12 protein-coding genes are annotated in these 11,838 nt (G+C 73.0%); 9 read left to right on the forward strand and 3 right to left on the reverse strand.

The window, feature by feature from the left end; genetic code table 11:
- Nucleotides 1–28: 28 nt before the first annotated feature.
- Nucleotides 29–1,072 carry a hypothetical protein gene (locus ACIBG8_RS02700; protein WP_397340723.1) on the reverse strand — a complete coding sequence of 348 codons (1,044 nt, stop codon included), beginning with the start codon at nt 1,070–1,072 and terminating at the stop codon, nt 29–31.
- Nucleotides 1,073–1,151: 79 nt separating this feature from the next.
- On the opposite strand from ACIBG8_RS02700, the gene ACIBG8_RS02705 reads away from it, so the two are divergent.
- On the forward strand, nt 1,152–3,527 hold the full coding sequence (locus ACIBG8_RS02705; protein WP_397340724.1) for an ATP-binding protein: 2,376 nt from the start codon (nt 1,152–1,154) through the stop codon (nt 3,525–3,527).
- A 93-nt stretch (nt 3,528–3,620) separates the two neighbouring features.
- Nucleotides 3,621–4,097 (forward strand): hemerythrin domain-containing protein, encoded by a 477-nt coding sequence (locus ACIBG8_RS02710; protein ID WP_397340725.1) that lies wholly within the window; start codon nt 3,621–3,623, stop codon nt 4,095–4,097.
- On the opposite strand, the gene ACIBG8_RS02715 is transcribed toward ACIBG8_RS02710, so the two are convergent.
- Complete coding sequence (locus ACIBG8_RS02715; protein ID WP_397340726.1) at nt 4,013–5,698, reverse strand: alcohol dehydrogenase catalytic domain-containing protein; 1,686 nt, start codon at nt 5,696–5,698, stop codon at nt 4,013–4,015. The two genes, ACIBG8_RS02710 and ACIBG8_RS02715, sit on opposite strands and share 85 nt — an antisense overlap.
- Before the next feature lie 156 nt (nt 5,699–5,854).
- Here ACIBG8_RS02715 and ACIBG8_RS02720 point away from each other — a divergent pair, with 156 nt between their 5' ends.
- From ACIBG8_RS02720 to gnd, 5 genes are read left to right on the forward strand one after another with little or no spacing between them, the layout of a single operon-like run.
- Nucleotides 5,855–6,331: a methylated-DNA--[protein]-cysteine S-methyltransferase gene (locus ACIBG8_RS02720; protein WP_397340727.1), complete on the forward strand. Its 477-nt coding sequence runs from the start codon at nt 5,855–5,857 to the stop codon at nt 6,329–6,331.
- Nucleotides 6,328–7,008: a 2OG-Fe(II) oxygenase gene (locus ACIBG8_RS02725; RefSeq protein ID WP_397340728.1), complete on the forward strand. Its 681-nt coding sequence runs from the start codon at nt 6,328–6,330 to the stop codon at nt 7,006–7,008. Before ACIBG8_RS02720 ends, ACIBG8_RS02725 begins: the two co-directional genes overlap by 4 nt.
- Nucleotides 7,008–7,556: a hypothetical protein gene (locus tag ACIBG8_RS02730; RefSeq protein WP_397340729.1), complete on the forward strand. Its 549-nt coding sequence runs from the start codon at nt 7,008–7,010 to the stop codon at nt 7,554–7,556. The genes ACIBG8_RS02725 and ACIBG8_RS02730 overlap by 1 nt, the downstream gene beginning before the upstream one ends.
- Nucleotides 7,553–8,182, forward strand: coding sequence for an alpha-ketoglutarate-dependent dioxygenase AlkB family protein (locus tag ACIBG8_RS02735; protein ID WP_397340730.1), 630 nt, complete (start codon nt 7,553–7,555; stop codon nt 8,180–8,182). Before ACIBG8_RS02730 ends, ACIBG8_RS02735 begins: the two co-directional genes overlap by 4 nt.
- 21 nt (nt 8,183–8,203) lie before the next feature.
- Nucleotides 8,204–9,214 (forward strand): phosphogluconate dehydrogenase (NAD(+)-dependent, decarboxylating), encoded by a 1,011-nt coding sequence (gnd, locus tag ACIBG8_RS02740; protein ID WP_397343885.1) that lies wholly within the window; start codon nt 8,204–8,206, stop codon nt 9,212–9,214.
- On the opposite strand, the gene ACIBG8_RS02745 is transcribed toward gnd, so the two are convergent.
- Nucleotides 9,211–9,786, reverse strand: a complete 576-nt coding sequence (locus ACIBG8_RS02745; RefSeq protein ID WP_397340731.1) for a TetR/AcrR family transcriptional regulator — start codon at nt 9,784–9,786, stop codon at nt 9,211–9,213. The two genes, gnd and ACIBG8_RS02745, sit on opposite strands and share 4 nt — an antisense overlap.
- Before the next feature lie 55 nt (nt 9,787–9,841).
- On the opposite strand from ACIBG8_RS02745, the gene ACIBG8_RS02750 reads away from it, so the two are divergent.
- Both ACIBG8_RS02750 and ACIBG8_RS02755 read left to right on the forward strand, forming a co-directional pair.
- Nucleotides 9,842–10,816: a hypothetical protein gene (locus tag ACIBG8_RS02750; protein ID WP_397340732.1), complete on the forward strand. Its 975-nt coding sequence runs from the start codon at nt 9,842–9,844 to the stop codon at nt 10,814–10,816.
- 93 nt (nt 10,817–10,909) lie between these two features.
- The gene (locus ACIBG8_RS02755) at nt 10,910–11,833 is read left to right on the forward strand and encodes an NADP-dependent oxidoreductase (RefSeq protein ID WP_397340734.1); all 924 of its coding nucleotides are present in this window, start codon (nt 10,910–10,912) and stop codon (nt 11,831–11,833) included.
- Nucleotides 11,834–11,838: the final 5 nt, after the last annotated feature.

Consider the following 11,838-nt stretch of genomic DNA (forward strand, 5'->3'; position numbering starts at 1 on the left):
CGGCCCTTACGGTTTCCTTCCGCTGCCCTTACGGCCGGATCAGCTGACCCACCCGTACGGCCGCAGCCAGCGCTCCGGGGTCGCCGGTCCTCGTGTAGACCTCGGCCGCGGTGTCGGTGAACTTGATGACGTGCTCGTCCGCGTGGGCGATCGCCCGTTCCAGCACGTCGGCCACGCCGTCCGCGTCGGACGGCGGCGCCGGGAGGATCTCGTCCGGGGCCGCCTCCGGCGGCGCGTAGGCGGAGAAGACCGCGGCGCTGGTGGTCCAGATCGCGGTCAGGCTCGGCGCCCACAGCTCGAACGGCAGCGCGGGCAGCGAGTGCAGCACCGCGTTGGGCGCGGTCGCCGTGTGCACCAGCAGCACGGGCGAGCCGTGCCCGTACTTCAGGTAACGCAGCGTGGCCGCCGCCACCAGGTCGGCCAGCCGGGTACGGATCTCGTCGGCGGTCGCGGCGGGACGCAGCCCGGTCACCGTGCTGTCCCATCCGTCCAGCCCCGTGAGCTGGGCCATCCTGCCGGCCACGTTGCCCGACTGGACGGTCACGCGCGGCAGGGCGTCCATCGCCGCGTGCGGGTCGAGCACCCCGGCAGGGTCGCCGACCATCGGCACCCCGCGCGAGCGCGCCGCCCAGAAGGCCAGGCCGTGCGCCAGCTCGTCCAGCGTCGCCGGGCTCTCCGCTCCGGCCAGCAGGGCGCGCACCACGTGCCCGACCCTGATCACCCCGTGCGTGGTGCCCGCCAGCACGCCGGGCAGCAGCCGCGCCCACCAGACCGCGAGCACCTCGCGCCAGGGGCGTTCTGCCAGCTCGCGGGTGAAGAACGCGGTCCAGTCGCCGATCCGCCGCCCGTCGCCGAGCGCCTCCCGCCAGTCCACGATCTCTGCGGTACGGCCGGGCAGCTCGTCCAGCCTGCCGATATAGCTCGCCACCCAGCCGGACACCCGGTCCGCGCGGCCCCGCCGTACCAGCACCTCCACCGCCATCGGGCCGTGGTTGGTCAGCTGGTCCTCGCCCCACTCCGGGCCGGTGCCGTGAAACCGCTCATACGCCTCGTTCAGCACTCCACCTGTCATAACGCTCAGTATCTTTTCCGCCCCCTTCCCGCGTATCCGTGCCCACCACTCAGTGACGTTTTGTGGTCGGATATGCGAGGTGAGCACGGAACCGGTGTCGCCGCGCGAGGCAGAGGTCATGGCCCTGCTCGACGAGCACCTGTCCAACGTGCAGATCGCCGGGCGGCTGGGCATCTCCGTGCGTACCGTCGAGAACCACGTGTCGTCGCTGCTGCGCAAGTACGGCGTGGCCGACCGGCGCGCGCTGGCCGCCATCGCGAGACGGCGCGAGCGGGCGCCCGCCCGGGTGAGCGGGCCGCCGACGTGGCGCACCGGGTTCGTCGGGCGGGCTCACGAACGCGACGCCGTCCAGGCCATGCTCCAGCCTGGGCGGCTGGTGACCCTGACCGGGCCTGGCGGGGTGGGCAAGACGCGGCTGGCGGCCTCCGTCGCTCCTGATGCGGCTTTCGTGGACCTCGTCCCGGTGCGCGAGGGCCAGGTGACCAGGGCGGTCGCGACCGCGCTCGGGCTCGGCGAGCAGGCGGGGCTCTCGCTGGAGGAGACCGTGGCGTCGGCGCTCGGGTCGGAGCGGCATGTGCTGGTCCTGGACAACTGCGAGCACGTGCTCGACTCCGTCGCGTCGCTCGCCGACCGGATCCTGGCCGCGTGTCCCGGCGCGACGTTGCTGACCACGAGCAGGGAGCGCCTCGGTCTGCCCGGCGAGCACGTGGTCCCGATCTCGCCGCTGCCGCTGTCCTCCGACGCGGAAGCCCTGTTCGCCGACCGCGCCAGGACCGCCGATCCGGGTTTCTCCGCGCCTTCCGCGGTGGTCGCCGAGATCTGCGCCCGGCTGGACGGGATGCCGCTGGCCATCGAGCTGGCCGCCGCCCGCTGCGCGTCGCTGGGCGCCGACGGGCTGCTGGCGGCTCTGGACGACAGCCTGCGGCTGCTCGCGGGCGGACGGCACGCCGACGAGCGGCACCGGTCGTTGCGCGCGGTGATCGGGTGGAGCCACGCGCTGCTCGACCCGGACGAACGCGCGCTCTTCCCCCGCCTGGCCGTCTTCTCCGGTCCCTTCGACCTCACCGCCACCCGCGCCATCGCTCCGAACCTGTCCGGGCCCGATGTGCTGGGGAGGCTGGTGGACAAGAGCCTCGTCGTGCGGGAGGCGCGGGGCTGGCGGTTGCTGGAGACCGTACGGGCCTATGCCTTCGACCAGCTCGGCGAGGACCTGGACGAGGTCCGGCACCTGCACCTGCGCTGGGCGGTCAGCGCTGCGGAGAGCACGACGTGGGGCGCCGACCTCGATGACCTGCGTGCCGCCCTGCGCAACGCGCCCCCTGGGCCGGGGGAGTTGCCGCATCGGCTCGCCAGGGAGCTCGGGCGGCTCACCTACGCGCGACGGCTGGTCACGGAGGCGTTGGAGCACTTCACCGAGGCCGCTCGGCGAGCCACCACGGCCGGGGAGGCGGCGGAGGATCTGCGCACCGCCTCCCAGGCCGTCTACGCGGTAGGGCTCGCCCACCGCTCCTACGACCTGCTGCTGGAGGCCGCCGACCAGGCGAAGATCGCGGGCGATCGGCAGGCCCAGGCGGTCGCGCTCGCGCAGGCGGTTGTCACCGCGCACCGCTTCGCCTCAGGCTTCCCCAACCCGATCCCGCCTCAGCGGCTGACCGACCTGCTCGACCAGGCAACGGCGCTGGCAACACCCGAAGTGGCGGCCCACCTCGCGGCGGCCAGGGCGTGCCACACCAGGGAGCCCGCCCTGGCCGACGCCGCCGTCGAGGCGGCCCGCGCCACCGGCGACCCGCTGCTGCTCTGCGCCGCCCTGGACGGACCGGGCACGCTCGCCCTGCGGGCAGGACGGTTCGGCGAGGCGCACAGGATCGCCACCGAACGGCTGACGCTGCTCGACCTGGTGGATCGCCGCCATCCAGCGGCGGCAGCCGAGATCCTCGACTGCTACCACGTCGCCTGGCTCTGCGCCCTCGGCGCCGGAGACCTCCAGGCCGCGCTGAGGACCGCCGAGGAGATCGCCGGAGACGACCTGCTCGGCGCCCACCCCTACCGGTCGGCGGCGAAGCTGATCGTGCCGCTGGTGCTGCTCGGCCGGTTCGACGAGGCGTTGGAGCAGGCCGCCCCCATGTGGCAGGCCTGGCAGAACTCGGGCGCCCCGGTCGCCGCCTGGCTCGCCCCGGCGGCCTCCGCTGTCGCCCTGGTCCACGGGCTGCGCGGCGACGACGCCGCCTTCCGCCAGTGGCGCGCCCGAGCCCGCGCGGCAGCCGGTCCGAAGAGCACCGCACCCAGCGAGACGTTCGCCGCCTTCGTCGACGCTCGCGTCGCGCTGGCCACCGGCGACTTCGCGCACGCCGCCACCCTGGTCGCCAGGGCGTCCGCCGGGGAGCCCACGAGCTGGTCCGCCGCCTACGCCCGCACCGCGGCCGCAGAACTCGCCGCGGCAGCGGGCCTGGGTTGACGGAATCCGGCAACTTTGGTGAAATCCACGATCAGCGTCGCGTGCACCCGGCAAAGAGACCGTCGCGGGCATGGAGGCGTGGAAACCCCAAGGATGTACGTGCAAGACAACGGCCGCCACACGGCGTTCGGCAACCAACTGATCGAAGTTCACCAATGGCTCCGCGAGGAGCTCGCCAGGCTCAGGGACGACCTGGACGCCTACCTGGACGGCGCGGCGGACCGCCCCCAACCGCTCCAGGCGCACTGCCTGACCTTCTGCCAGGCACTCACCAGGCACCACACCGGCGAGGACGGCGGACCCTTCCCCGCACTGGCCGAGCAGTTCCCCGAGCTGCGCCCCACGATCGACCGCCTCATGCAGGACCACGACCTCATCTCCGGCATCCTCGCCAGGATGGAGACGATCCTGGATGGACCGGACGACGTCGGCAAGGTCCGCCGCGAGCTCGACGGCCTGGCCGCGATCATGGAGTCGCACTTCGCCTACGAGGAGCGCACCATCTTCGCCGCGCTCAACGCGCTCGACCTGCCGGGCGAGGGCACTCCGGAGTTCCTGAGAACCGACTGAAGCACGATCTTGCCGCGCACCTGCCCGGCGAGGGCCCTGTCGTACACCTCGCCGATCGAGGTCATCGGCAGGCGTTCCGAGACGTCCACCACCAGCGAGCCCGCGTCGACCAGCGCGACGAGGCGGGCGAGCTGTGCGGTGTCGTTGCGTGCGACGAAGTGGGTGCCGCCGGGCACGGGCGTGGCGACGGTGACCGTACGGTCGCCGAGGGTGCCCAGCTCGGCGGCCGCCTCCTCGGAAACCGGGGCCAGGTTGATCACGAGGTCCACGCCGTAGGGCAGCGGCGTCGTGGTGTAGTCGACCACCTCGTCCGCCCCCAGCGCACGGACCGCCGCCGCACTGCGCGGGCCCGCCGTGGCGATCACGTGCGCCCCCGCCCGCCTGGCCAGCTGTACGGCGAAGCCGCCCACGCCCCCACCGGCCCCGTTGATCAGGACCCGCTCCCCGGCCCGCACCCGCCCGTGCTCGACGACCGCCTGCCACGCGGTCAGCCCCGCCACGGGCAGCGCGGCGGCGTCCGCCAGCGGGATGGACGCCGGCGCGGCCACCAGCAGGTCGGCGGGCACGGCGACGTACTCGGCCGCCGTCCCGCCCGCGTCCACCCGCCCGATCACCCGGTCGCCCACCGCCCACGCGGTCACCCCGGGCCCGGTCTCGACGACCGTGCCGGAGACGTCCCACCCCACCGTGTACGGCAGGGCCAGCGGCAGCACGTCACGCAGCGCCCCGGACCACAGGGCGGTCTCCGACGCGTTGAACGACGTCGCAGCCACCTTGACGAGCACCTCGCCGACGGGCATCGGCACCTCCTCGTACACGACCGGCTCGCCGTACCCGTGGAAACGCGCGGCCCCAGCCACACCGAGGAACAGGTGCGCGTGCGAAGCCACCCACGAACGGAACGAGTGCACGGCCGCACCGAGCACGGGCGCTGGCCGCAGGGTCAGCGCCTCCTGCGCGGCGAGGATCTCGTCGGCCGGCCACCCCATCGCCAGCATCCGCTCCCGCGCCTCCTCCACGGAACCCTCCTCCCAGCGCGCCGGACGCCCCACGACCTCGCCGATGATCCGCACCTGCTCGGCCTGGGTGAGCGAGTCCGGCCCGGTCAGCTCGTAGGTCCGCCCGTCGTGCCCGTCCTCCAGCAGGGCGCGCACGGCGAGCGCGGCGATGTCCTTCTCGTGCACCGGGGCCGTCGAGGCCTGGCCGTACGGCTCGCGCACGACCCCGCCGGCGCGGATCGCAGCCGCCCAGCGCCGCGCGTTGGCGGCGAAGACGTGCGGGCGCAACACCGTCCAGGGCCGCCCTGAGGCCGCGATCAGCCGCTCGGCCGCCACCTCGTGCGGCCGCGCCGCAGCGGACGACAGGTAGACGATCCGCCCGGCGGGCAGCGCGTCGAGCGCCTCGGCCAGCCCGTCCACGGTGGCGAACGGCCAGACGAGGAACACCGCGTCCGCCTCCACCCGCAACGACGCCGGATCGGCCAGATCCCCGCGCACCGGGCCCGAGCGGGAGAGTCCCGTCACCTCCACCCCGGCGGCCCGCAGATCGGTCATCACCTGGCGGCCGACGGTACCCGTCGCACCGGTAACCAGAACGCGCATCAGCTTTCCTTCCGTAGAGTCGAGCTCAACGGTAGGAGCGCCCTGCACGATGCTCCATGCTGCGGAATCTCGCGAAAATACGCGTTCGTCCACGCCCCCGATGAGACGTCCGATTCCCGCCGGTCATCCGCTCTGGCCAGGACTAGCGTGATACGCATGATGACCGTTCACACCACAGTAGACAGCCCCGTCGGAGCGCTGTACCTGACCGGCGACGGCGTCGCGCTGACGTCGGTGACCTTCGACGAGAGCCGTGCGGAAGGCCCGTACGACCCGGCCGCGTTCGCCGCGGCCAGGGAGCAGCTGACCGCCTACTTCGCGGGCGGCAGGACCACGTTCGACCTCGACGTCCTCCCCAGCGGCACCGAGTTCCAGCGCCGCGTCTGGGCCGCCGTCGACGCGATCCCGTACGGCACGACCACCACCTACGGCGCGCTCGCCGCCAGGATCGGGGCGCCGCGCGACCGCATCCGCGCGGTCGGCGCCGCGATCGGCGCCAACCCGCTGCTGGTGGTGCGCCCGTGCCACCGGGTGATCGGCGCGGACGGCGCGCTGACCGGCTACGCGGGCGGGCTGGAGCGCAAGCGTTCCCTGCTCACCCTCGAAGGGGCGCTCCAGCCCCTGTTCGCATGATCACGCCCGCGCTCGTCGACGAGCTCAACGAGTACGGGTGCGCGGTCACGCCGCAGCTGCTGACCGAGCGGGAGTGCAAGGAGATCGCCGGGCTGTACGACGAGGTACGCCTGTTCCGCTCGACGATCGACATGGCGCGCTACCGGTTCGGCTCTGGGCAGTACCGCTACTTCGCCGGTCCCTTCCCCGAGCCGGTGCAGCGGCTGCGCGAGACGCTCTACCCGCTGCTGCTGCCGGTCGCCCGCGACTGGGCGGCCAAGCTCGGCAGGCCGGCGCCGTGGCCGGACACCCTGCCGGAATGGCTGGAGATGTGCCACGCGGCGGGGCAGGTCAAGCCGACCCCGATCCTGCTGCGCTACCAGGAGGGCGACTGGAACGCCCTGCACCGCGACCTCTACGGCGACCTGGTCTTCCCGCTGCAGGTCGTGATCGGCCTGGACGAGCCGGGCGCCGACTACACCGGCGGCGAGTTCCTGCTGGTGGAGCAGCGCCCGCGGGCCCAGTCCAGGGGCACGGTGACCATGCTCCAGCGGGGGCACGGCCTGGTCTTCACCACCAGGGACCGGCCGGTCCGCTCGGCGCGCGGATGGTCGGCGTCCCCGGTGCGCCACGGCGTCAGCGCCGTGCGCTCGGGGCGCAGGCACACGCTGGGGCTGGTCTTCCACGACGCGGCCTGATGTTCGTCCTGGTCGGACGGGACGGCGTGCCGTACGAGAGCGAAAGGCCGGGCACGCTGGGCGGGCACCGGCGCGGGCGGCTGTACGGCAGGCTGGACTGCCCGTCCGCGCTGCGTGCCCTCGCCCGCGGCGGCTACGTGGCGCAGCGGGTCTTCTTCGCCGACGAGGCCACCGCCGTCGCCGCCGGATACCGGCCGTGCGCGGTGTGCCTGCCCGCGGCGTACAACCTCTGGAGGGAGCACATGACACTGACAGAACGCCTGGTCGAGGCCGGGATCGGGACGGTCACCGTCGGCCACGGCCGCGACCCGGCCTCGGTCGAGCGGGCCAGGCGCTTCGCCGAGGACTGGGAGCGGCGCGGCGGCACCGTGCTGGCCGTGGTGGACTGGCCGGAGACGGCCGCCTCCTGGCTGCGGCAGGCCACCCGCTTCGCCGCAGGAGCGCCGGACGCCTGGGTGGTGGCCGCGCCGCACGAAGGGTGGAAGCGGATGGCCGAGCGCCTGCGCCAGGGCACGGACTGGGACGAGGAGAGGACCTACCTGCTGTGACGCCGCTGGAGATCGCGCCGGGCGCGGTGCACGTGCCCGGCTGGCTGGACATGGCCGAGCAGCGCGAGCTGGTGGCCGCGTGCCGGGAATGGGCGCGCGGACCCGTGCCGATCAGGCACACCGTGCTGCCGCGCGGCGGCGTCATGTCGGTGCAGACGGTGTGCGTCGGCTGGCACTGGCAGCCCTACCGCTACACCCGCACGGCGGGCGACGTGAACGGCGAGCGGGTGGCCGACTTCCCCGGCTGGATGGGCGATCTGGGCCGCCGTGCCCTCACTGCCGCGTACGGCGAGCCTGGCGACTACACCCCGGACACCGCGCTGATCAACTTCTACGACGGCGACGCCAGGATGGGCATGCACCAGGACAAGGACGAGAAGTCGGACGCGCCGGTGGTGTCGCTCAGCATCGGCGACAGCTGCCTGTTCCGCTTCGGCAACACCGAGACCAGGAGCAGGCCGTACACCGATCTGCGCCTCGACTCCGGCGACCTGTTCGTCTTCGGCGGACCCTCGCGCTTCGCCTTCCACGGCGTCCCGAAGGTCTACCCGGGCACCGGAAACCCGGAGACCGGTCTGTCCAGCGGCAGGCTGAATATCACCATGCGGGTTACTGGACTCACTTAGGGTAATAATCCCGATGTGAAAATGGGCATGGTGGGGCTGGGCCGGATGGGCGCGAACATGGTCCGCAGGATCATGGGCGCCGGGCACGAGTGCGTGGTGTTCGACAGGTCGGCCGAGGCGGTGAAACAGCTGGAGGCCGAGGGCGCCGCGGGTGCGGACTCCCTCGAGGCGCTGGTCGCGCAGCTCGACGGGCCGCGCGTCGTGTGGATGATGCTGCCGGCCGCGGTGACCGGGCAGACGGCCGAGACGCTCATGACCCTGCTCACGCAGGGTGACATCATCGTGGACGGAGGCAACTCCTACTACCGCGACGACGTCGACCGGGCGGCTGCGGCGTCCGCGCGCGGCCTGCACTACCTCGACTGCGGCACCAGCGGCGGCGTGTGGGGCAAGGACCGCGGCTACTGCCTCATGGTCGGCGGCGACACCGACGCGGTGCGCGTCGTCGAACCGGTCCTGTCGGCGCTCGCCCCCGGTGTCGCCTCCGCCGGCCGTACGCCGGGCAGGGAAGGCGAGCCGTCCGCCGCCGAGCAGGGGTACCTGCACTGCGGCCCGGCCGGGGCCGGGCACTTCGTGAAGATGGTCCACAACGGCATCGAGTACGCCATGATGGCCGCCTACGCCGAGGGGCTCAACGTGCTGCGCGGCGCGGGCGCCGGCCTGCACCAGCGCGAGGCGGACGCCGAGACGGCGCCGCTGCGCGAGCCGCAGTACTACGGCTACGACGGCATCGACCTGGCCGAGGTCGCCGAGGTGTGGCGGCGGGGCAGCGTCATCGGCTCGTGGCTGCTCGACCTGACCGCGGCCGCCCTGCACGCCGACCCGTCGCTCGGCGCGTTCACCGGCCGGGTGTCGGACTCCGGCGAGGGGCGCTGGACCAGCATCGCGGCCATCGACGAGGGCGTGCCCACGCCCGTGCTCACCGCCGCGCTCTACAGCAGGTTCGCCTCGCAGGGATCCGACGCCTTCGCCGGGAAGGTGCAGTCGGCGCAGCGCAAGGAGTTCGGCGGGCACGACGAGAAGAAGCACTAGGCGCGCACGAGCGGCAGGTACACCTCGTCCACGATCTCCACCAGCACCTCGTCCGGCACGGACGGCACGCCGCGGGTGACGAACTCGTTGCGCAGCAGCACGATCGCGACGGTCGCCACCCGGGGGTGCAGCGCGGAGGGCCTGGCCTCGCCCCTGGCGACCGCGCGCTCCAGGACCGCCAGCCACAGGTCGGCGCCGCCGTCGCCCGCCTTGGCGTACAGCCGCTCACGCAGCTCGGGGTCGTCGCCGAGGCCGGACAGCAGGCCGCGCAGGATGTCGCCGGCCGGTGAGGACAGGTGGCTGTTGGCGCCGCGCAGCAGCGCGAGCACGTCGTCGCGGAGCAGCCCCGTGTCGGGGATCCGCGTCTCCTCCACCAGGAACTGGCCGTAGGCGGCCACGCCCAGCGCGGCCCTGTTGGGCCAGCGGCGGTAGATGGCGTTCTTGTTCGTGCCCGCGCGCTTGGCGACCCGGTCCATGGTCAGCCCGGCGTATCCGGACTCGCCCAGCTCGTCGCGGGCCGCGCGGAGGATCGCCTCTTCCAGGGCCGCTCCGCGCCGCCGGTTCTCGGCCATGCCCCTCAGCCTACCGGCTTGCATAAGGTACGAGTCGTACCTTAAAGTCCGTGCCATGCGAGGTAAAGGCATCACCTATGACACCGGCTACGTCAACTCGGGTTCGAGCACCCGGGACGTCTTCGACCCCGAGGTGGTGGCGCGCGAGATGCGCGTCATCCGGGAGGAGCTGCACTGCGACACCGTCCGGGTGACCGGCACCGAGCCGGAGCGGCTGGAGCTGGCAGGAAGGCTCGCGGCCGAGGCGGGGCTGGCGGTCTGGCTCGGGCCGTTCACCTGCGACCATGTGGGCGACGAGCTCCTGCTCGACTGCGCGGAGCGGGCGGAGCGGCTGCGAAAGGACGGCGCCGACGTCGTCTTCGTGGCGGGGGCGGAGCTGAGCATCCTCAGCGCCGGATTCCTGCCCGGGGCGACGGTCGCCGAGCGGCTCGAACTCCTCAACGACCCGCGAACCCTGCGCGCCGCGATCGGGGGCGTGCCCGCCGCCATCAACGCCTTCTTCGCCGAGACGATCCCGGCCGTGCGTGAGCGGTTCCACGGGCTGGTCACCTACGCGTCGATCCCGTTCGAGGGGGTCGACTGGAGCCTGTTCGACATCGTCTCCGTGGACTTCTACCGGGCCGCCGAGATCGCGCACCTCTTCGAGGGGGCCGTCCGTACCCTCGTCGAGCAGGGCAAGCCGGTCGCGATCACCGAGTTCGGCAGCGCGACCTTCAGCGGCGCGGGCGATCTGGGCGCGCGCGGCGGGATGATCGTCGAGTGGGACGGCGGCACGCCGCTGCGCCTGGACGGCGACTACCCGCGCGACGAGGAGGAGCAGGCGACCTACCTGCGCGAGGTGTACGCGGTCTTCGCCTGGGAGGGTGTCGCGTACACGTTCGCCAACACCTTCGCCGGTTACCACCTGCCGCACCGCGCCGAGCCGCGCGACGACCTGGACCGGTCGAGCTACGGGGTGGTCAAGGTGTACGACGACCTGTCCTGGCAGCCGAAGGCGGCCTTCGCCGCGCTGGCCGACCTCTACCGGTAGTTGTCCCAGAGGGCTCGGCGGCAAGACGCTCGGATATGAAAGCGAGACGCCAGGGCATTCAGCCGCTCGCCCGAGCTCTCTACTGTCGAATGCATGAGAGCAATCACGCAGAACAGCTTTGGCGGCCCCGACGTCCTGGAGATCGTCGAGACCGAGCGCCCCACCCCGCTGTCGGGCGAGGTCGTCATCCAGGTGCGCGCCACCGGGCTGAACCCCGTCGACGCCGCCGTCAGGTCAGGCGCCTACCCGCTGCTGGGCGAGCCGCCCTTCGCCATCGGCTGGGACATCTCCGGCGTCGTGGTGGAGACGGGCCCCGGCGCCCGCTACAAGGTGGGGGAGGAGGTGTACGGCATGCCGTTCTTCCCCCGCGCGGCCTCCGGCTACGCCGAGTACGTGGCCACGCCGTCGCGGCAGGTGGCGCGCAAGCCCGCCTCGCTCGACCACGTGGAGGCGGCGGCGCTGCCGCTGGCCGCGCTGACCGCCTGGCAGGGTTTGGTCGACCTGGCCCAGGTGGGGCCAGGCGACCGGGTGCTGATCAGCCGGGCGGCCGGCGGCGTCGGCCACCTGGCCGTGCAGATCGCCAAGGCGCGCGGCGCCTACGTGATCGCGCTGGCCAGCGCCGGTCGGCACGACTTCGTCAAGGGGCTCGGCGCCGACGAGGTGATCGACTACCGGAACGCCGACTTCACCGAGGTGGTGAGCGACGTCGACGTGGTCCTCGACGCCAACGCCGACGGCGAGCGTTCGCTGGCCGTACTCAAGCCCGGCGGGGTGCTCGTCTCGCTCATGGAGCACTGGAACGCCGAGCTGGCCGCCAAGGTCGAGGCGGCGGGGCGGCGCTTCGCCGGGGTGTCCGTCGAGCCCGACTACGCCGCTCTTGAGGCGATCGCCGAGCTCGCCGACGCGGGGAAGCTGCGCCCCCACGTCGAGGCGACGTTCGCGTTCGAGGACGTGGCGCGCGCGCACGAGGTGCTGGACGCGGGCCAGGTCCAGGGCAAGCTCGTGCTGACGGTATAAAACAC

This window comes from Nonomuraea sp. NPDC050556 (assembly GCF_044457355.1).
Lineage (GTDB): Bacteria > Actinomycetota > Actinomycetes > Streptosporangiales > Streptosporangiaceae > Nonomuraea.

Bases quoted from the DNA above. Each gene is read 5' to 3' on its own strand.
- ACIBG8_RS02720 (WP_397340727.1), top strand. From the start codon at position 5,855: ATGATGACCGTTCACACCACAGTAGACAGCCCCGTCGGAGCGCTGTAC.
- ACIBG8_RS02725 (WP_397340728.1), top strand. From the start codon at position 6,328: ATGATCACGCCCGCGCTCGTCGACGAGCTCAACGAGTACGGGTGCGCG.
- ACIBG8_RS02755 (WP_397340734.1), top strand. From the start codon at position 10,910: ATGAGAGCAATCACGCAGAACAGCTTTGGCGGCCCCGACGTCCTGGAG.
- ACIBG8_RS02715 (WP_397340726.1), bottom strand. From the start codon at position 5,698: ATGCGCGTTCTGGTTACCGGTGCGACGGGTACCGTCGGCCGCCAGGTG.
- ACIBG8_RS02750 (WP_397340732.1), top strand. From the start codon at position 9,842: ATGCGAGGTAAAGGCATCACCTATGACACCGGCTACGTCAACTCGGGT.
- gnd (WP_397343885.1), top strand. From the start codon at position 8,204: ATGGGCATGGTGGGGCTGGGCCGGATGGGCGCGAACATGGTCCGCAGG.
- ACIBG8_RS02745 (WP_397340731.1), bottom strand. From the start codon at position 9,786: ATGGCCGAGAACCGGCGGCGCGGAGCGGCCCTGGAAGAGGCGATCCTC.
- ACIBG8_RS02700 (WP_397340723.1), bottom strand. From the start codon at position 1,072: ATGACAGGTGGAGTGCTGAACGAGGCGTATGAGCGGTTTCACGGCACC.
- ACIBG8_RS02730 (WP_397340729.1), top strand. From the start codon at position 7,008: ATGTTCGTCCTGGTCGGACGGGACGGCGTGCCGTACGAGAGCGAAAGG.
- ACIBG8_RS02710 (WP_397340725.1), top strand. From the start codon at position 3,621: ATGTACGTGCAAGACAACGGCCGCCACACGGCGTTCGGCAACCAACTG.